This window comes from Ralstonia sp. Ralssp110, assembly GCF_047325135.1.
Lineage (GTDB): Bacteria > Pseudomonadota > Gammaproteobacteria > Burkholderiales > Burkholderiaceae > Ralstonia > Ralstonia mojiangensis.
Window position 1 is genome coordinate 439350 of sequence record NZ_CP168610.1, and the last position, 20560, is coordinate 459909.

Here is a 20560-nt window from a genome sequence, read left to right on the forward strand (position 1 = left end):
TATTACATCCATTCCAACTGGAGCTTCCATGTCCTACGAAAACATTCTGGTCGAAACGCGCGGCCGCGTCGGTCTTATTACGCTCAATCGTCCGAAGGCGCTCAATGCCCTCAACGATGCGCTCATGGATGAGCTTGGCGCCGCGCTGCTCACCTTCGATGCCGATGCCAACATCGGCGCCATCGTCATCACCGGCAGCGAAAAGGCGTTCGCCGCGGGCGCAGATATCGGCGCCATGGCCGACTACGACTTCGCCACCGTTTATAAGAACGAATACATCACACGCAACTGGGAAACCATCCGCCGCATCCGCAAGCCGGTGATTGCCGCGGTGGCCGGCTACGCGCTGGGCGGGGGCTGCGAGCTGGCCATGATGTGCGACATCATCCTCGCCGCCGACACCGCCAAGTTCGGCCAGCCGGAAATCAAGCTTGGCACCATGCCAGGCGCTGGCGGCACGCAGCGCCTGCCGCGCGCCGTCTCCAAGGCCAAGGCCATGGATCTCTGTTTGACCGCCCGCATGATGGGCGCTGAAGAAGCCGAGCGCGCCGGCTTGGTCTCGCGCGTCATCCCCGCCGACAAGCTGCTCGACGAAGCCATCCACGCCGCAGAAACCATTGCCGCTTTCTCGCTGCCCACGGTCATGATGATCAAAGAGTCGATCAATGCGGCCTACGAGACCTCGCTTAGCGAGGGCGTACATCTCGAGCGCCGCCTGTTCCACTCGACATTCGCCACGGAAGACCAGAAAGAGGGCATGCGCGCCTTCGTCGAGAAGCGCGCACCCGCGTTCAAGCACCAATAAGCACGAGGTAGCGGAGTGATCTCGGGAATACCCGAGTGATAGTCTCGGGTATCCTTGTCCCCTTTTTGCGCGTGCTTAGCGGCCGCAATCCTAGGCACAGACGGGGCTGGCGGCGATTCTTCACGAACGCGTCATCAACTCGTCACGACAAAGGTGTTGCCAACCTCCAAGAACCCGCCTATAGTTCGCCCCTCGCTGCAAACGACAGCGCCGAAACGAAAGCGACGGCGGGGTGGTTGAGGCGGTGGAGAAGTAGTGGTGGAGCGGGTTTGCGGTCGATTGGGTGGTTGGCGATTGGCTGGAAATTCAGGAGTAGTTGGCGGCGAGTTGATGATAAAAATTCTTCGACGAGTTGTTGACAGCGACGAAAAAGCTCTGCATAATCTCGTTTCTCTGCTGCAGACAACGCAGCGACGCGGTAAACAAAGTTGATCGCGAAGTTCTTTAACAAGCAAACAGCCGATAAGTGTGGGCGCTTAATACTGGGTGCGGCGGATTTCGATCCGCTAGCTAACAAGTAATGAAGTGCTCGCACAGAAGTAAGGTTTGAACGAAAGTTCAAGTCAGATTCTGAGAGTGAGCGACCGCTCGTAAAGAGCGAAAACAGCAGATTGAACTGAAGAGTTTGATCCTGGCTCAGATTGAACGCTGGCGGCATGCCTTACACATGCAAGTCGAACGGCAGCGGGGGAAAGCTTGCTTTCCTGCCGGCGAGTGGCGAACGGGTGAGTAATACATCGGAACGTGCCCTGTAGTGGGGGATAACTAGTCGAAAGATTAGCTAATACCGCATACGACCTGAGGGTGAAAGTGGGGGACCGCAAGGCCTCATGCTATAGGAGCGGCCGATGTCTGATTAGCTAGTTGGTGGGGTAAAGGCCCACCAAGGCGACGATCAGTAGCTGGTCTGAGAGGACGATCAGCCACACTGGGACTGAGACACGGCCCAGACTCCTACGGGAGGCAGCAGTGGGGAATTTTGGACAATGGGCGAAAGCCTGATCCAGCAATGCCGCGTGTGTGAAGAAGGCCTTCGGGTTGTAAAGCACTTTTGTCCGGGAAAGAAATGGCTCTGGTTAATACCTGGGGTCGATGACGGTACCGGAAGAATAAGGACCGGCTAACTACGTGCCAGCAGCCGCGGTAATACGTAGGGTCCAAGCGTTAATCGGAATTACTGGGCGTAAAGCGTGCGCAGGCGGTTGTGCAAGACCGATGTGAAATCCCCGAGCTTAACTTGGGAATTGCATTGGTGACTGCACGGCTAGAGTGTGTCAGAGGGGGGTAGAATTCCACGTGTAGCAGTGAAATGCGTAGAGATGTGGAGGAATACCGATGGCGAAGGCAGCCCCTGGGATAACACTGACGCTCATGCACGAAAGCGTGGGGAGCAAACAGGATTAGATACCCTGGTAGTCCACGCCCTAAACGATGTCAACTAGTTGTTGGGGATTCATTTCCTTAGTAACGTAGCTAACGCGTGAAGTTGACCGCCTGGGGAGTACGGTCGCAAGATTAAAACTCAAAGGAATTGACGGGGACCCGCACAAGCGGTGGATGATGTGGATTAATTCGATGCAACGCGAAAAACCTTACCTACCCTTGACATGCCACTAACGAAGCAGAGATGCATTAGGTGCTCGAAAGAGAAAGTGGACACAGGTGCTGCATGGCTGTCGTCAGCTCGTGTCGTGAGATGTTGGGTTAAGTCCCGCAACGAGCGCAACCCTTGTCTCTAGTTGCTACGAAAGGGCACTCTAGAGAGACTGCCGGTGACAAACCGGAGGAAGGTGGGGATGACGTCAAGTCCTCATGGCCCTTATGGGTAGGGCTTCACACGTCATACAATGGTGCATACAGAGGGTTGCCAAGCCGCGAGGTGGAGCTAATCCCAGAAAATGCATCGTAGTCCGGATCGTAGTCTGCAACTCGACTACGTGAAGCTGGAATCGCTAGTAATCGCGGATCAGCATGCCGCGGTGAATACGTTCCCGGGTCTTGTACACACCGCCCGTCACACCATGGGAGTGGGCTTTACCAGAAGTAGTTAGCCTAACCGCAAGGAGGGCGATTACCACGGTAGGGTTCATGACTGGGGTGAAGTCGTAACAAGGTAGCCGTATCGGAAGGTGCGGCTGGATCACCTCCTTTAAGAGCGTGCATCCGACGTTAGGCGTCCACACTTATCGGTTTGTTTGATGTTACAGCCAAGGGTCTGTAGCTCAGGTGGTTAGAGCACCGTCTTGATAAGGCGGGGGTCGTAGGTTCAAGTCCTACCAGACCCACCAAGTTACGGACGGTGGAAGTTGTTCTCTGCCGTGACTGGGGGATTAGCTCAGCTGGGAGAGCACCTGCTTTGCAAGCAGGGGGTCGTCGGTTCGATCCCGTCATCCTCCACCATTACCTTTTGGTTACCAAACGCAAGCATCGACGCTATGTCGATGGTGTTTGCGTTTGGCCTAGCCAAGACGAGCGTAAAAGTTCGGCTGTTCTTTAACAATATGGAATGTAGTAAAGGTGTCGCGGTGCGTTGATGAGACGCACACTAAAACGCGACACTGGGTTGTGATTGTATCAACCAGTATTACCAGAGCAATCGAAAGATTGTCTTGGAATACGGCACAACGCGAGAACTCAGCCTATAGCGAGACATACTCGTTATAGGGTCAAGCGAATAAGTGCATGTGGTGGATGCCTTGGCGATTACAGGCGATGAAGGACGTAGTAGCCTGCGAAAAGCTGCGGGGAGCTGGCAAACAAGCTTTGATCCGCAGATATCCGAATGGGGAAACCCGGCCCGAATGGGTCATCTGTTACTGAATACATAGGTAACAGAAGCGAACGCAGTGAACTGAAACATCTAAGTAGCTGCAGGAACAGAAATCAACCGAGATTCCCAAAGTAGTGGCGAGCGAAATGGGATCAGCCTTGTACTCTTTAGCAGTATTGTTAGCAAAGCGGAATGGAAAGTCCGGCCATAGTGGGTGATAGCCCCGTATGCGAAAACAGTATTGTGGAACTAGGTGTACGACAAGTAGGGCGGGACACGTGAAATCCTGTCTGAAGATGGGGGGACCATCCTCCAAGGCTAAATACTCGTAATCGACCGATAGTGAACCAGTACCGTGAGGGAAAGGCGAAAAGAACCCCGGGAGGAGTGAAATAGATCCTGAAACCGCATGCATACAAACAGTCGGAGCCTGGAAACGGGTGACGGCGTACCTTTTGTATAATGGGTCAGCGACTTACATTCAGTGGCAAGCTTAACCGATTAGGGAAGGCGTAGCGAAAGCGAGTCCGAATAGGGCGTTCAGTCGCTGGGTGTAGACCCGAAACCAAGTGATCTATCCATGGCCAGGTTGAAGGTGCGGTAACACGTACTGGAGGACCGAACCCACTAACGTTGAAAAGTTAGGGGATGAGCTGTGGATAGGGGTGAAAGGCTAAACAAACTTGAAATAGCTGGTTCTCTCCGAAAACTATTTAGGTAGTGCCTCGTGTCTCACCTTCGGGGGTAGAGCACTGTCATGGTTGGGGGTCTATTGCTGATTACCCCGCCATAGCAAACTCCGAATACCGAAGAGTGCAATCACGGGAGACAGACATCGGGTGCTAACGTCCGGTGTCAAGAGGGAAACAACCCAGACCGCCAGCTAAGGTCCCTAAATATTGCTAAGTGGGAAACGAAGTGGGAAGGCTAAAACAGTCAGGAGGTTGGCTTAGAAGCAGCCACCCTTTAAAGAAAGCGTAATAGCTCACTGATCGAGTCGTCCTGCGCGGAAGATGTAACGGGGCTAAGCAATATACCGAAGCTGCGGATGCACGTAAGTGCATGGTAGGAGAGCGTTCTGTAAGCCTGTGAAGGTGTCTTGTAAAGGATGCTGGAGGTATCAGAAGTGCGAATGCTGACATGAGTAGCGATAAAGGGGGTGAAAGGCCCCCTCGCCGTAAGCCCAAGGTTTCCTACGCAACGTTCATCGGCGTAGGGTGAGTCGGCCCCTAAGGCGAGGCAGAGATGCGTAGCTGATGGGAAGCAGGTTAATATTCCTGCACCGTCGTATGATGCGATGGGGGACGGATCGCGGAAGGTTGTCCGGGTGTTGGATGTCCCGGTCCCTACATTGGAGATGGCACTTAGGCAAATCCGGGTGCGTGATTCAAGGGTGTGGGGCGAGCGACTTTAGGTCGCGAAGCAATTGGAAGTGGTTCCAAGAAAAGCCTCTAAGCTTCAGTCATACGAGACCGTACCGCAAACCGACACAGGTGGGCGAGATGAGTATTCTAAGGCGCTTGAGAGAACTCGGAGAAGGAACTCGGCAAATTGGTACCGTAACTTCGGGATAAGGTACGCCCTTGTAGTTTGACTGGCTCGCGCCAGAAGGACGAAGGGGTTGCAATAAAATGGTGGCTGCGACTGTTTAATAAAAACACAGCACTCTGCAAACACGAAAGTGGACGTATAGGGTGTGACGCCTGCCCGGTGCCGGAAGATTAAATGATGGGGTGCAAGCTCTTGATTGAAGTCCCGGTAAACGGCGGCCGTAACTATAACGGTCCTAAGGTAGCGAAATTCCTTGTCGGGTAAGTTCCGACCTGCACGAATGGCGTAACGATGGCCACACTGTCTCCTCCCGAGACTCAGCGAAGTTGAAGTGTTTGTGATGATGCAATCTCCCCGCGGCTAGACGGAAAGACCCCATGAACCTTTACTGTAGCTTTGCATTGGACTTTGAACCGATCTGTGTAGGATAGGTGGGAGGCTTTGAAACCGGGACGCTAGTTTCGGTGGAGCCGTCCTTGAAATACCACCCTGGTTTGTTTGAGGTTCTAACCTTGGCCCGTGAATCCGGGTCGGGGACAGTGCATGGTAGGCAGTTTGACTGGGGCGGTCTCCTCCCAAAGTGTAACGGAGGAGTTCGAAGGTACGCTTGGTACGGTCGGACATCGTACCTAAAGTGCAATGGCAAAAGCGTGCTTAACTGCGAGACCGACAAGTCGAGCAGGTGCGAAAGCAGGACATAGTGATCCGGTGGTTCTGTATGGAAGGGCCATCGCTCAACGGATAAAAGGTACTCTGGGGATAACAGGCTGATACCGCCCAAGAGTTCATATCGACGGCGGTGTTTGGCACCTCGATGTCGGCTCATCTCATCCTGGGGCTGTAGCCGGTCCCAAGGGTATGGCTGTTCGCCATTTAAAGAGGTACGTGAGCTGGGTTTAAAACGTCGTGAGACAGTTTGGTCCCTATCTGCCGTGGGCGTTGGAATCTTGACGGGGGCTGCTCCTAGTACGAGAGGACCGGAGTGGACGTACCGCTGGTGTACCTGTTGTCTCGCCAGAGGCATCGCAGGGTAGCTATGTACGGAAGAGATAACCGCTGAAAGCATCTAAGCGGGAAACTTGCCTGAAGATGAGGATTCCCTGGAGACTTGATCTCCCTGAAGGGTCGTTCGAGACCAGGACGTTGATAGGCTGGGTGTGGAAGCGCAGTAATGCGTTCAGCTAACCAGTACTAATTGCCCGTGCGGCTTGATCCTATAACCGGTATGTTTCCGGCTGGGTCCGCCTTGTGCCTGATACACACAAATCACAACCCCAAATCTACATTCCCATATTGGTCGCGTTGACCTCGTCAACGTGGCGACAAGTCATAGCCTGGTGACCATAGCGAGTCGGTACCACCCCTTCCCATCCCGAACAGGACCGTGAAACGACTCCGCGCCGATGATAGTGCGGATTCCCGTGTGAAAGTAGGTCATCGCCAGGCTCTCCCATCTACACCCCAGCTCTCACACAGAGCTGGGGTGTTTGCCTTTGCGCGATCAGAGCGCTCCCGGCCTGCTGCATTGATCTGCCGGCCAGATCCCGACTACACCCCCCTCCGCTCCCCCGCACAAAACAAAACGCCTCCAAACGGAGGCGTCTGCGTGCTCGCTTGCAAGACTGATTAGCTTCGTGCCAAGAATTTCTCGACGAGGCGAACCCAATATGTCGCGCCCAGCGGCAGCAACTCGTCATTGAAGTCGTAGCTCGGATTGTGCAGCATGCACGGGCCCAGACCATGGCCTTGTTCCCGGTGGTCGCCGTCACCGTTGCCGATGAAGGCGAAGCAGCCGGGCTTCTCGATCAGCATGAACGAGAAATCTTCCGCGCCCATGGTCGGATCGATATTAGCTTCCACGTTATCTGCGCCGACCAGCTCTCGCATCACAGCTGCCGCGAACTGCGTTTCATTCTCCGTGTTCACAGTCGGCGGATAGTTGCGATGGAACACGAAGTCGACCGTGCAATCGTATGCGGCGGCGATGCCCCTGGAGACTTCTTCCATCCGGCGCTCGATCAAGTCGAGGACTTCGGTGGAGAACGTGCGTACCGTGCCGCCGATCCAGGCTTCGTTCGGAATGATGTTGGTCGCATCACCGGCATGGAACTGTGTGACGGAGAGGACGGCGGTGTCGATCGGGCGCTTGTTGCGTGTGATGATGCCTTGCAGCGCCGATACCACCTGAGCGCCGACAAACACCGGATCGTTGCCGTTGTGCGGCAGCGCGGCGTGCGCACCCTTTCCCTTGATCGTGATGCGGAACTCGTTGCTCGATGCCATTAGCGCACCGGCGCGTGTACCGAATGCACCAACCGGCACGCCTGGCCAGTTATGCAGACCAAAGACGGCGTCACACGGGAATCGATCGAACAGGCCGTCCTTGATCATCTCGCGCGCGCCGCCACCGCCTTCTTCGGCGGGTTGGAAGATCAGGTTTACGGTGCCACTGAAATTGCGGTGCTTGGACAGGTAATGCGCTGCGCCGAGCAGCATTGCCGTATGGCCGTCGTGCCCACACGCGTGCATCTTGCCGTCGTGTTTGGAGCGATGCTCGAACTGGTTGGCCTCTGCGAGCGGCAAGGCGTCCATATCAGCGCGCAGGCCGATGCTCTTGCCCTCGCCGTTGCGGATAACGCCAACCAGGCCGGTCTTGCCCAGGCCCCGATGCACTTCGATGCCCCATTCGGCGAGCTTCGCGGCGACCAGATCGGAGGTGCGCTGCTCTTCGAAGCAGAGTTCGGGGTGTGCGTGGATGTCGCGTCGCAGCGCCTGGATCTCGGGCTGCGCGGCTTGGATTTCTGGGATCAGCTTCATGAGATGCTCGTGTTCTGGCTGAAGGTTCGGAATCACGTTCGATGATACGCCGAAGGGCGATTTCCGACCGGCTATCAGCCAATTGCTTGATCCGTCCATGCAGTTTCGTATGGATTCTTTCGCGCGACGGCTTGTGCGCTCTCGTTTACAGCCGAAGCCGGGCGGCCGAAACGCCTACACTGGAGGTTCGCCAATTGACCGCGCGCCACCCTCTGAGCTTCCCCGCGGTTCTCCGAGCGCCACGTGAACGATCCGAGCCCATCATGTCTGCCGACGCCATCGCTGCTGCATCGCAACCTTCCGACGAAGTTCTGCAATTGATCCGCACGCTGGTGGCGTTCGATACGGTCAGCCGCAATTCCAATCTTGGCCTGATCGAGTGGGTACGCGATCGCTTGCGCGCGCAGGGCGCGGACTGCCGACTGACGTATGACGCAACGGGCGGCAAGGCGAACCTGTTTGCGACGCTATCGCCGGGCCGCAAGCCAGGGCTGGTGCTGTCAGGGCACACCGACGTGGTGCCCGTCGATGGCCAGTCGTGGGAGACGAACCCGTTTGATGCGCAGATCCGCGATGGCCGCCTGTACGGGCGCGGCACAGCCGACATGAAAAGCTTCATTGCTGTGGCGCTCGCGAATGTGCCCGCGTTCATGCTGCGCGATCTGGAAGCCAGCGGCATTCAGCCTGCGGGTTGCATCGTTGGCGAACCTACGTCAATGCGCGCCATCATTGCGCACAAGGGCAAGCGCGAATACCGATGCTGCGTGCGCGGCAAGGAAGCCCATTCTGCGTTGACGCCGCAGGGTGTGAACGCCATCGAGTTTGCGGCGCTGGTCATCGCGCATATCCGTTCGCTGGCCGCGCGTCTGGCGGCGGAAGAGGCGCGCGATGCTGCCTTTGTCGTGCCGCACACCACATTGAACACGGGCACGATCAAGGGTGGTATTGCCACCAACGTGGTGCCGCGCGATTGCGAATTCACCTTCGATTTCCGCTATCTCCCGGGCACCGATCCGGATTGGCTGTTCGGCGAGGTCGAGCGCTATGCGCAACAGACGTTGTTGCCGCAGATGCGCGAGATCTCTGCCGATGCTGACATCAGCTTCGCAATGAAGGCCAACACGCCGGGGCTATCGATTGCGCCGTCGCACGAGCTGGTGGCGCTCGCGCAAGCGTTGGCCGATGGGCGAGGCACGGTCGGCAAGGTCGACTATGGGACGGAAGCGGGACTGTTTTCGCGCGCAGGCATTCCGAGTGTGGTGTGCGGTCCGGGCAATATCGAGCAAGCGCACAAGCCGAACGAGTACATCGAGCTTGCACAGATTGCGCAGTGCGAAGCATTCATGCGGCGGCTCGCGCAGCGGCAGACGCAGCCCGCTTGAGCGCAAAAAGAAACCGGGCACGTGGCCCGGCTTTTTCCTGTAAGCGCTGCGCGTTCAGCGGATCACTTGACCGTTCGAGTTGATGATCGTCATCTCAACAAACTTGGAGCCCACATGGCTGGAGGGCGAGAAGTTCACGTTGAAGCCGCCCACGTCGTAGTTGCCCATCGACTCCAGCGCACCGATGAACTTCTCGCGTGTCAGGTCGCGGCCGGCACGCTTCAGACCTTCAACAAAGACGCGCGCCGCGACGTAGCCTTCGATGCTTCCGTAGTCGAAATCGGTAATGCCGTCGGACTTAAGAAGCTTCTGATAATCACGCACCAGCGGCGATGCACCGCTATACGGATACGGCATCACCTGCGAGATGATCACGCCGCCGCCGGCCTTGCCGAGCGTATTGGCCAACGCCTTGGTGCCGACAAACGACACGTTGTAGAACTGCCCCGCGTAGCCCTGTTCCTGCGCGCCCTTCACCAGTGCCGCTACGGTTTGGTAAGCACTGATGACGACGATCGCGTCCGGCTTCTGTGCCAGCACCGTGCCGACTGCCCCCTTGACGTCGGTTGTGTTACGCACCACGCTGGCCTGCGCGGCCAGCAAAACGCCCTGGTTTGCTGGCAGCTTCAGCGCACGCTGCACACCGTCCAGGCCGGCCTTGCCGTACGCGTCATCGTTGTAGACCACCGCAATGCGCTTGAGGCCGGTCGTACGGATCTGCTGCACGATCGCGGCGGTTTCATCGTTGTAGCTGGCGCGCACGTGGAACACATTGCGCGCGAAGGGCTCGCGCAGCGCCGCGGCGCCCGAGTACGGCGCGAAGAACGGTACACCCGCCGGGTTGGCGATCTTCAGCGCCGCCAAGCTGGTCGGCGTGCCGACATAGCCGAACAAGGCAAAGACCTTGGTGTCTTCGATGAGCGTTTTGGTATTGCGGGCAGCCGCATCGGGCTCATAGAAATCGTCGAGCACCTTCAGCTCGATCTTGCGTCCGTTGATGCCGCCTGCTGCGTTGACGGCGTTGAAGTAAAGCTGAGCGCCGCGGTTCATCTGCTGACCGAGTTGCGCCGCCGGCCCACTCATCGATGCCGATTGGCCGACGACGATCGCCTCGTTGGTCACGCCCGTCTCCGCGAGCACGCTGCTTGAGGCAGTGCCGAGGATGCCGGCTGCGAACATGGCCAGCAGCCCAGTGATTCTGCGAGATTGCATTGCTCTCCCCCGAGAGTTGATTTGCCCGGCATCATAGCTAAACGCGTTGGGGAGGCAAACAGAATCGGGCGGGCAGCGTCGCTTTTGAGCGTTTTTGAGACAAAGAACCCGCGCGATGTGCACGGCTTTCTTCACATGGGGCCGTTTCAGGCGGTTTCCGCCACCCGTCGCTTCATCACCGCCAGCAGCACGGCGGTGACGACGGTTCCGGCAACGAGCGCCGCCACGTAGCCGCCCAGGTGAGTGACCGCGTTCGGGATCGGCAGCACGAACGCTCCGCCGTGCGGCACGCGCAGTTCTGCCCCAAACAGCATCGATAGGGCGCCCGCGCAGGCTGATCCCACCACGAGCGCCGGAATCACGCGGAATGGGTCCCGGGCCGCATACGGGATCGCCCCTTCACTGATGAAGGCGAGGCCGAGCACGGCGGTGGCCCTTGCCGCTTGGCGTTCGTCGCGGGTGAACCGCGAGGGGAACAGCCATGCCGCCAGAGCGATGCCCAGCGGTGGCGTCATACCTGCCGCCATCGTGGCCGCCATCGGCGTGTAGACCTGCGCGCCGATCAACCCTGTGCTGAAGGCATACGCCGCCTTGTTGATGGGGCCGCCCATGTCGAAGGCCATCATGCCGCCCAGCAAAGCGCCCAGCGGGACCGCGTTGGCGCCCTGCACGCCGCGCAGCCAGGCGGTAAGGGACGCAAGCAGCGCGGCAACCGGCGCGCCGACCACATACAGCATCACCAGGCCCGTCAGCAGGCAGCCGAGCACGGGCAGGATCAGCACCGGTTTCAGCCCTTCCAGGTTGCGCGGCAGCTTCAGCCAACGGTTGAGCGCCTCGGTGCCATAGCCAGCGACGAACCCGGCGACGATGCCCCCAAGAAACCCGGCGCCCAGGCTGGCGGCCAGCATGCCTCCGACCATCCCCGGTGCGATGCCCGGCCGGCTGGCGACCGAATAGGCGATGTATCCGGCAAGCACCGGCACCATCAAGGCAAACGCCGATTTGGCTCCGATCTGGAACAGCGCGCCGCCCAGCGTGTGGCTGGCCGAGGCGTCGGTGACGTAGATGCCGCCGAGGGCAAACGCCAGCGCAATCAGAATGCCCCCCGCCACCACGAACGGCAGCATGAACGACACGCCGGTCATCAGGTGCTTGTACGGGCCGGTGCGCTGCTGTTCGGCAGCGGCGGCAGCGGTGCCTCCTGATTGCGCCGTTCCGCTGCCTTCCACGGCCGCCTCTTCGAATGCGCGGCGGATCAGCGCCTGCCCATCGTGAATGGCGGCCTTGGTGCCGGCGCGGAAGACGCGCTTGCCCGCAAAGCGAGACAGGTCTACCTGCGTGTCAGCGGCGATCAGCACGAGATCCGCACGCGCGATGGCATCGGCCGACAGCGTGTTCTGTGCGCCAACCGACCCCTGCGTTTCCACGTGGATCGTGTGACCGAGCGCGCCGGCGGCCTGCGTGAGCGCCTCGGCGGCCATGAAGGTGTGCGCGATGCCGGTCGGGCACGACGTGATGGCGACAATGCGCCGAGCTTGCACACCGGATTCTGGCGCGGGCGAGGCGTTGTGCATCACCCGGGCCAGCACCGCCCGCGCGTCGGCCAGCACTTCGTCGAGCGTGACTTCAAGCGTGCGCGGATTGGCGTGACGAGCGGCCGCATCTGGCGACAGGCCGGCCCAGACGACGGCTTCGGCGGTGGCCAGCGCCGCCGTGTCGACGACGGAGGTGATATCCGGGCCGCGCACGTCAACGTCGAGCTTGTAGCCGGATTCGCGCGCCGCGTGGCGCAGGGCCGCGCCGGCGAGCATCGCGCGGGTGGTGCGGCCGTCCGCACCGAGAATTGCCAGCAGGTTTGCCATGATCGGCTCCTTGAATGCGTTGAGCGTGTGGCGATGCGATGGTTGGTCGGGGCGTCAGGCTACGCGCCGCATCTGGACGGCGGCGGCGCGTTCGCGCACTTCGCCAGGGGCGGGGAGGTGCGGCCCCAGGCGCTGCAGCTTGCACGCGGCAAAGGCCACCGAAAGGCGCACTGTCTCTTCCATGCCGGCACCGGCGTGCCAACCGGCCAGCACGCCGGCCACCATGGCGTCACCCGCACCGACGGTACTGGCGGCGCGCACCGGCGGCAGACTCGCTTGCCACGTGCCGTCTGCCGTGACGAACAGCGCACCCTCCTCGCCGAGCGACACGATGACCTGCGCCACGCCACGCGCGTGGATGGCGCGTGCCACGTCCACCGTTTCAGCCAGCGTCGGCAGCGATGTACCCGCCCACAGTTCCAGTTCGTGCCGATTGGGCTTGATGGCCGTCGGCAGCGCGTCGCGCGGCGCGGCCAGCACCTGTGCGAGCGGGGCGCCGCTCGTGTCGACCAAGGTCGGTACGCCGCGGCGGTTGAGCCGTGCCAGCAATATCACATAGGCATCCGGCGGCAAGCCACCGGCGAGGCTGCCGCACAGCGCCGCGCCGGCCATGTCGGGCAGCGCATCAATGCGCTCGCACAGCGCGTCGAAGTCGGCGGGCGTGGCGTCAATGCCGGGCAGATTGATGTCGGTGGTCTGCCCGTCTGCCTGGTCGCTGATCTTGATGTTGGTGCGATTGGTGCCGGGCACGCGGCAGAAGCCGTCGACCACGCCCTTGCGCGCAAACAGCGCCTCGAACAGTTCGGCATTGGCGTCGCCGAGAAGGCCCGTGGCAATCACCGGCACCTGCCAGTCGGCGAGGCAGGCGGCGACGTTCACGCCCTTGCCGCCGGCCTGTTGCGTGACGCTTCGGCCTATGTTGACGCGGCCGCGTTCGAGACGCTCCAGACCGATGGTCATGTCGATGGCCGGGTTGAGCGTAACGGTGACGATGTGCGACTGGCGGCTCATGCGGCCTTCTCCTCGCCACCGGCCTGCATCGGCGATGTGGTTTCCAGGGCGCGCACTTCCTGGGCGGAAGCGCAGGCTAACGCGCGTTCTGCGAGCTGCGACAGGGCGCGGAGGTGCGCCTCGCGCAGCCGCGCCTTGACCGGCGCAATATCGCGCGGGCTCATCGACAACTCCTGCACGCCAAGCCCTGTGAGCAGCAGCGCGCCGAACGGGTCTCCGGCCAGCCCGCCGCATACGCCGACCCAGCGCCCGTGGCGCGCGGCGCCTTGCACCGTCTGCTGAATCAGACGCAGCACGCTCGGGTGCAGGCTGTCGGCCTCGGCCGCGAGGTCGGGATGCTGGCGATCGATCGCCAGCGTGTATTGCGTAAGGTCGTTCGTTCCGACGGAGAAGAAGTCGACATGCTCGGCCAGGCGATCGGCCAGTAGTGCGGCGGCCGGCACTTCCACCATGATGCCCAGCGGCACGGTGGGAGCGTCGATTTCAGCGCGAATGCGCTCGCATGCAGCGCGCAGCGACGTTACTTCCTCCAACGAGGTGATCATCGGGAACATGATCGACAGGGCACTCGCCTTGCCAGCATCGCGGGCGGCACGATAGAGCGCGCGCAGTTGCGGCTCCATGAGGTCGGGCCGGCGCAAGAGCAGGCGCGCACCGCGCACGCCGAGAAACGGGTTGTCTTCCGTCGGCAGGTTCAGATGCGGGACTTGCTTGTCGCCGCCGATATCCAGTGTGCGCACGATCAGCGGGCGGCCGCCGAGGGCGTTGAGCATGTCGGCGTAGACGGCGTATTGCATGTCTTCGTCCGGCGCGTGATCGCGTTCAAGGAAGAGGAATTCGGTGCGCATCAGGCCAACGCCTTCCGCGCCGAGCGTGATGGCTTCGACCGCCTGTGCGGGCAGGTTGACGTTGGCGGCGATTTCCACCGTGTGGCCGTCACGTGTGCGGGCGGGCAAGCCGCGCTCTGCCTCCTCACGTTGCGTGCGCGCGGCGTCTTCCTGCAGCCAGGCGCGGGCACTCGCGATGCTGGCGGCATCAGGATCAAGCACCAGACGGCCGCCCGTGCCGTCGATGATGGCCTGCGTGCCCGTCGCCACATCAAGCACGGCCGGGCCGGCGGCCACGACGGCCGGGATGCCCAGCGTGCGCGTCAGGATGGCCGTGTGCGAGGTCGGACCGCCCTGCGCCGTGACGATGCCGATGATGCGTCGCGTGTCGAGCGCCGCCGTATCCGAAGGCGACAGGTCCGCCGCCACCAGGATGCAGGGCGTGTCGGGCAGTGTCTGCGCTGCACTGCGCAGCGACGGGTCGATATGGCCGAGCACCCGTCGACCCACATCGCGCAAGTCGGCCGCGCGCGCGGCCAGCAGTGGATTGCCGAGCGCGCCCAGCCGCTCGGCGAGGCGCTCGACGGCCTGATGCCACGACCATGCCACGCCGTGGCCCTCGACCATGGCCTGGCACGTCAGCGTCATAAGGTCGGTGTCGCCCAGCAATTCGGCCTGCGCCTTGAAGATGCCCGCTTCGGCTTCCCCCAGGCGGGCGGCGGTGTCGCGCGCCAGGGCTTCCAGCTCGGCGCGCGTGCTGGCCAGCGCCTGGTCCAGCAGATCGCCGCCGATGGTCAGCGCGACGGGGTGATCAGGCACGGTCGACGCGCCGTGCTGCAATACGTGGATGGGGCCGATCGCCAAGCCCGGGCTCGCCGCAATGCCGCCGATGGCGGGCAACGCCGCGTCTGCTTGCCAGCCGTGCGCGGTCTGGCGCGTGCGGGCTGCCTGCGTGTCGCGCGCTGCCTGGGCGCGCTCCTGCGTCGTCAGGCCTCGGATGGTCTGCAGCAGGGCGTCGAGCGCGGCCCCGGCGTCGGGGCCTTCCGCAGAAACGATGAGCTTGGCGCCGGCCGCCAGCCCCAATTGCAGCAACCCCACGAGGTTCTTTGCGTCGGCGGTTTCGTCACCATGGCGGACTTGCACGCGCGCGGCAAAGCGGCGGGCAGCTTCCACCCACTGCGCGGCCGGGCGGGCGTGCAAGCCGCTCGGGTATTCCAGCGTCAGGGTGCGCTGCTCGGCGAGGTCGGTGCCTGGTGTGCCGGCGGCGGGCGCGGGTGCGTCGCTGGAGAGTGCGGCAACAAGCTCTTCAGCATTCTGCGTGGTGAAGAGCTGCTGCAGGCGCGCATCGTCATTCAGCAGCCGTGTCAGTCGGCGCAGCAGCGTGATGTGCTCGTCCGACTGCGCGGCGATGGCAAACACCAGGTGCGTCGTCTGGCCCGGGTGCCACTCCAGCCCCTCAGGAAACTGCAGCACCGCAATGCCCGTCTGGCGGATCAGGTGGCGGTCCTCGCCCATGCCGTGCGGAATGGCGACGCCGTGACCGAGGAACGTGTTGGCCACGGTCTCGCGGCGCAGCAGGCTGTCGATATAGGCGGGGTCGATGCAGCCTGCGTCGGCCAGCAATTGGCCGGCGGCGCGGATGGCGCTTTCCTTGTCGGTGGCGCGTTGCTGCAGACGGATGCGTTCGGCGCAGATCAGGGCGGAAGCCATGCGGCGGGGTCTCCTGCGGCTGCCGTGCTCCAAGGCCCGGCATGCGTGTCGTCGATGATCGCGAATTGAAATCGATTACAGTTGGAGTGTCAATGTGCGTCGCGACAGAAAGTGATGTATATCCCCGTATTTACGGGGTTTTCCCTAGGAGCTAGGAAGATTGGAGGTGATGCAGTCATTCGCTATGATGACGCTTTCATTGGAAACGATTTCAGCATGACGGTTCGAATCAAGGACGTAGCGGCGGCAGCGGGGGTGTCGGTGGCAACGGTGTCACGCGCGCTCGCCGGCGGCCCCGTGAGCGCGGAACTGCGCCGGCGCGTCGACGCGGCGGTGGCGGCGTCCGGGTATCGCCCGAACCTGTCGGCGCGGCGGCTGCGCTCGCAGCAGGCGCAGACCGTCGGGCTGATCGTCTCGGACATCCGCAACCCTTTCTTCACCAGCGTCAGCCGGGCGGTGGAAGACGCGGCCTATGCCGCCGGCCTGCGCGTCATCCTCTGCAATTCCGATGAAGACCCGGAGAAGGAGGCGATGTACCTGCGTCTGATGGAAGAGGAGCGCGTGACCGGCGTGATCCTCTCGCCGACGCGCGGCATTGCCGAAGCGCAGCAACCGGTGCAACTCGGCTACCCGGTCGTGCTGATCGACCGAGCGGGCCCGACCTGTGGGACCGATGCCGTGGTGCTCGACAACCAGCAGGCCGCGCAAGCACTGGCCGAGCATCTCGCCGCGCAAGGTTACCGGCGTATCGGCGGCCTGTTCGGGCGGACGAGCAGCACGGGCGCTGAACGCCAGGCCGGATTCGCGACGGCGCTGGCACGCCACGGCATCACCGCCGAGGCACGTTTCATCCTGCCGACCGCCGAGGCCGCCGAGGCCGAGACGCTGGCGTGGCTGTCCGGCGCGGAACGTGATCGCCCCGACGCGCTGGTCGCGAGTAACGCGCAATCGCTGCTGGGCGTGCTGAGGGCGTTGCGGCGGCTGTCGCTCGATGTGCCGCGTGATATCGCCGTGGCGGGCTTTGACAACGAGCCCTGGACAGAACTCGCCGGCCCGGGCATCACCGTGATCGAGCAACCGGTCTACGACATCGGCCGCATGGCAATGGCAATGCTGCAGGATCGCCTCGCCCAGCCGGCCTTGCCGACGCGTCGCGTGTTGCTTACGGGGCGGCTCGTCACGCGCGGCTCCACACCGCTGCGAAGCCCCTAGCAGGCGATTACAATTTCCGGATACCCGCGGCGGTGCGACGACAACCACATGCACCCGCCGCCACCCACTCCGGAGTCTCCTGATGTCCACCCAAGTCATCCGTGCCGCCTGCCCGCACGACTGCCCCGACACCTGCGCCTTGCTTGTCACCGTCGAGGACGGCCGCGCCACACGCGTCCAGGGCGATCCGGACCACCCGACGACGGCCGGTGTGCTGTGCACCAAGGTCAATCGGTATGCAGAACGCACATACCACCCCAACCGCCTGCTGACGCCAATGAAGCGCGTGGGCGCCAAGGGCGAGGGCAAGTTCGAAGCGATTTCGTGGGACGAGGCCATCGACACCATCGCCACCCGCCTGGGCGACATTGCGGCGCGCAATCCCGAGGCCATCCTTCCGTACAGCTACGCCGGCACGATGGGGTTGGTGCAGGGCGAGAGCATGGCCGCGCGCTTCTTCCATAAGCTCGGGGCGTCGCTGCTCGATCGCACGATCTGCGCATCGGCCGGGGCGACGGCGCTGCGTTACACGTACGGCGCGAGCTTGGGCATGGACATCGAGCACGTGCAGGACGCCAAGCTGATCCTGATCTGGGGCGCCAATCCGATCGCGTCGAACCTGCATTTCTGGACGCGCGCGCAGGAAGCCAAACGGCGTGGCGCCACGCTTGTCGCCATCGATCCGTACCGCTCACTGACGGCCGAGAAATGCCATCGCCATCTGGCGGTGCGCCCAGGTACCGATGCGGCGCTGGCACTGGCGATGATCCACGTGTTGATCCGTGATGACCTGCTCGACCACGAGTACATCGCCAACCATACGCTGGGCTTCGATGCGCTGCGTGAGCGCGCGCAGCAATACACGCCGGAATATGCGGCCACGCTGTGCGGGGTGGACGCGGCGGATATCGAGTGGCTCGCCAAGCTGTACGGCACGACTGTCGTGCGCGACAAGCAGCCGGCGGCCATTCGCCTGAACTACGGCATGCAGCGCGCGCATGGCGGCGGTCAGGGCGTGCGCGCGGTCGCATGCCTGCCGTCGCTGGTGGGCGCATGGCGGGATGCTGCGGGCGGCCTGCAACTGTCGACGTCGGGTTTCTTCCCCATCGACAATGCGAAGTTGCAGCGTCCTGACCTGCTGCCGAGCTGGCCCGCGCTGCCGCGCACGATCAACATGAGCACCATCGGCGATGCGCTGCTGCATGCGGGCGATGCGTCGTTCGGCCCCAAGGTCGAGGCGGTGGTTGTCTATAACAGCAACCCCGTGGCGGTGGCGCCGGAGTCGCGCAAGGTCGCCGCCGGCTTTGCGCGCGAAGACCTCTTCACCGTGGTGCTGGAGCATTTCCAGACCGACACCGCCGACTACGCCGACATCCTCCTGCCCGCCACCACGCAGCTCGAACATGTCGATGTGCATAAGGCGTATGGCCACACCTACGTGCTGGCCAACAACGCTGCCATCGCGCCCATGGGGCAGTCGCTGCCGAACACGGAGATCTTCCGTCGCATTGCCAAGCGCATGGGTTTTGACGACGCCTGCTTTGCCGACTCGGACGACGACATCGCCAGCCAGGCCGTGCGCCGTGACGACCCGGCCTCCGCGCACATCGACTGGGCGACGCTCAAGCGCGAGGGTTGGCAGAAGCTGGCGCACCCTGCCGCGCCGCTCGCACGTGGCGGCTATCGCACGCCGTCGGGCCGCTGCGAGTTCTATTCCGAACAGATGGCCAAGGACGGACTCGACCCGCTGCCCGGCTATGTGCCGCCGCATGAATCGGCCATCAGCACGCCAGAGCTGGCCAAGCGCTATCCGCTGTCGATGATCTCGCCGCCGGCGCGCAACTTCCTGAACTCTACCTTCGTCAACGTCGACAGCCTGCGTAACACCGAAGGCGAGCCGCATCTCGACATCCACCCCGACGATGCGAACGCACGCGGCGTTGTCGATGGCGAGCTGGTCCGCATCTTCAACGATCGCGGCACCATGCAGGCGCGCGCCCGCGTGACGGACCGCGCGCGGCGCGGCGTGGTCGTCGGCCTGTCGATCTGGTGGAAGAAGCTCGCGCCCGACGGCACCAACGCGAACGAGCTGACCAGCCAGCGCCTGACCGACATGGGGCGGGCGCCCACCTTCTACGATTGCCTGGTCGAGGTCGCGCCGTTGGCACACGCAGCCTGACGGGGCCATCATGCGTGCCGCACGCGCGCTGTGCCTTGCGCTGTCGCTTGCCGGTTCGACGTTGCTGGCCGGCTGCGACACCGTCGGCTATTACTACCAGTCGGTCAGCGGACATCTCTCGCTGATGGCGCAGCGCGAGTCGATCGACCAGGCCATCGACAACGCGCGGCAGGCCCACAACGACAAGCTCGCCAAGCGCCTGGAAGATGCGCGCAGCATTCGCATCTATGCCTCGCGCGAGCTGGGCCTGCCCGACAACGGCAGCTATCGCGTCTATGCCAATCTCAAGCGCCCCTTTGCGGTGTGGAACGTATTTGCCGCACCCGAGCTGTCGGTCCAGCTCAAGGAATGGTGTTTCCTCGTCGTCGGCTGCGTGACCTATCGCGGGTATTACGACCGCAACGCCGCCATGGCCTACGCCGACACCCTGCGCGCCCAAGGCCTGGACGTCGATGTGGCCGGCATTCCTGCGTATTCCACACTGGGTTATTTCGACGATCCGTTGCTCAACACCTTCGTCGGTCTGCCCGAAGGCGAGCTGGCGCGGCTGATTTTTCATGAGTTGGCGCATCAGGTCGTCTACGCCAAGGGTGATACCGCGTTCAACGAATCGTTTGCCACCGCCGTCGAAACCATTGGCGTCGAACGCTGGCTGGCGGATGCTGCCACGCCCGAAATCCGCGCGGAATACGCCACGTACGACGCCCGCCGCGTACAATTCCGCGCCCTGCTGCTGGAGTATCGCAACCGGCTTGAGACGCTGTATGCCAGCCCCGTGTCGGACGACGAGAAGCGCGCCGGAAAACGCGCCATCTTCGCGAGCCTGCAGGCGGATTACGCCAAGCTCAAAGCAAGCTGGCGCGGTTATACCGGTTACGACCGTTGGTTTGCGCAGCCCCTGTCGAACGCGCATCTGGGAGCAGTCGCGAGTTACCTGGAATGGGTGCCGGCATTCACGGCGCTGTACCAGCGCGATGGCGGCGACTGGGCTCGCTTCTATGCCGACGTCAAAGCGATGGCGGCCGAATCCAAATCGCAGCGCGAGGCAGTGCTGCGGGCGCTTGCGCCTCCGGCGATGACCACGGAGGCCGGCGTCACGCAAAAGTGATGCCAAGATCGGTTTTTGCACCAGTTTCAAGCAGCCTCGACCGGCTGAGGGAACTGTCTAAGTTATTGTTTTGACACAGACATCCGCGTAGGATGCCGAAAAAAACGAACGACC

10 protein-coding genes, 2 tRNA genes and 3 rRNA genes are annotated in these 20560 nt (G+C 62.2%); 10 read left to right on the forward strand and 5 right to left on the reverse strand.

Going from position 1 to position 20560, the window contains the following annotated elements:
• The first annotated feature begins 28 nt into the window (after window positions 1-28).
• From ACEN9T_RS10795 to rrf, 6 genes are all read left to right on the forward strand, one after another.
• Window positions 29-805: an enoyl-CoA hydratase gene (locus ACEN9T_RS10795; RefSeq protein WP_092977117.1), complete on the forward strand. Its 777-nt coding sequence runs from the start codon at window positions 29-31 to the stop codon at window positions 803-805.
• Window positions 806-1418: 613 nt separating this feature from the next.
• Window positions 1419-2956, forward strand: a 16S ribosomal RNA gene (locus ACEN9T_RS10800).
• Window positions 2957-3016: 60 nt separating this feature from the next.
• A tRNA-Ile gene (locus ACEN9T_RS10805) sits at window positions 3017-3093 on the forward strand.
• Between the two features lie 36 nt (window positions 3094-3129).
• Window positions 3130-3205 (forward strand) — tRNA-Ala (locus ACEN9T_RS10810).
• A 264-nt stretch (window positions 3206-3469) separates the two neighbouring features.
• Window positions 3470-6342: ribosomal RNA gene (locus tag ACEN9T_RS10815) — 23S ribosomal RNA — on the forward strand.
• A gap of 117 nt (window positions 6343-6459) precedes the next feature.
• Window positions 6460-6572, forward strand: a 5S ribosomal RNA gene (rrf, locus tag ACEN9T_RS10820).
• The 16S, 23S and 5S rRNA genes sit together here with 2 tRNA genes alongside, the layout of an rRNA operon.
• 180 nt (window positions 6573-6752) lie before the next feature.
• On the opposite strand, the gene ACEN9T_RS10825 is transcribed toward rrf, so the two are convergent.
• The gene (locus ACEN9T_RS10825) at window positions 6753-7943 is read right to left on the reverse strand and encodes a M20 aminoacylase family protein (protein ID WP_413707712.1); all 1191 of its coding nucleotides are present in this window, start codon (window positions 7941-7943) and stop codon (window positions 6753-6755) included.
• A 263-nt stretch (window positions 7944-8206) separates the two neighbouring features.
• Here ACEN9T_RS10825 and ACEN9T_RS10830 point away from each other — a divergent pair, with 263 nt between their 5' ends.
• Window positions 8207-9325, forward strand: a complete 1119-nt coding sequence (locus tag ACEN9T_RS10830; RefSeq protein WP_413707713.1) for a M20/M25/M40 family metallo-hydrolase — start codon at window positions 8207-8209, stop codon at window positions 9323-9325.
• 54 nt (window positions 9326-9379) lie between these two features.
• On the opposite strand, the gene ACEN9T_RS10835 is transcribed toward ACEN9T_RS10830, so the two are convergent.
• The 4 genes from ACEN9T_RS10835 to ptsP form a co-directional block, all read right to left on the reverse strand.
• Window positions 9380-10537: an ABC transporter substrate-binding protein gene (locus ACEN9T_RS10835; RefSeq protein WP_413707714.1), complete on the reverse strand. Its 1158-nt coding sequence runs from the start codon at window positions 10535-10537 to the stop codon at window positions 9380-9382.
• Window positions 10538-10683: 146 nt separating this feature from the next.
• Window positions 10684-12399 (reverse strand): PTS fructose transporter subunit IIC, encoded by a 1716-nt coding sequence (locus ACEN9T_RS10840; RefSeq protein WP_413707715.1) that lies wholly within the window; start codon window positions 12397-12399, stop codon window positions 10684-10686.
• A 54-nt stretch (window positions 12400-12453) separates the two neighbouring features.
• A complete protein-coding gene (gene pfkB / locus ACEN9T_RS10845; RefSeq protein ID WP_413707716.1) occupies window positions 12454-13410 on the reverse strand; it encodes a 1-phosphofructokinase in 957 nt (318 codons plus the stop codon).
• Window positions 13407-15947, reverse strand: a complete 2541-nt coding sequence (gene ptsP / locus ACEN9T_RS10850) for a phosphoenolpyruvate--protein phosphotransferase (RefSeq protein WP_413707717.1) — start codon at window positions 15945-15947, stop codon at window positions 13407-13409. Before ptsP ends, pfkB begins: the two co-directional genes overlap by 4 nt.
• 216 nt (window positions 15948-16163) lie before the next feature.
• Here ptsP and ACEN9T_RS10855 point away from each other — a divergent pair, with 216 nt between their 5' ends.
• The 3 genes from ACEN9T_RS10855 (at window position 16164) to ACEN9T_RS10865 (ending at window position 20446) form a co-directional block, all read left to right on the forward strand.
• On the forward strand, window positions 16164-17159 hold the full coding sequence (locus ACEN9T_RS10855; RefSeq protein WP_413707718.1) for a LacI family DNA-binding transcriptional regulator: 996 nt from the start codon (window positions 16164-16166) through the stop codon (window positions 17157-17159).
• Between the two features lie 82 nt (window positions 17160-17241).
• On the forward strand, window positions 17242-19338 hold the full coding sequence (locus ACEN9T_RS10860; protein WP_413707719.1) for a molybdopterin-dependent oxidoreductase: 2097 nt from the start codon (window positions 17242-17244) through the stop codon (window positions 19336-19338).
• Between the two features lie 10 nt (window positions 19339-19348).
• Entirely contained in the window at window positions 19349-20446 is a 1098-nt protein-coding gene (locus ACEN9T_RS10865) for an aminopeptidase (RefSeq protein WP_413707720.1), read from the forward strand.
• The last annotated feature ends 114 nt before the right edge of the window (window positions 20447-20560 follow it).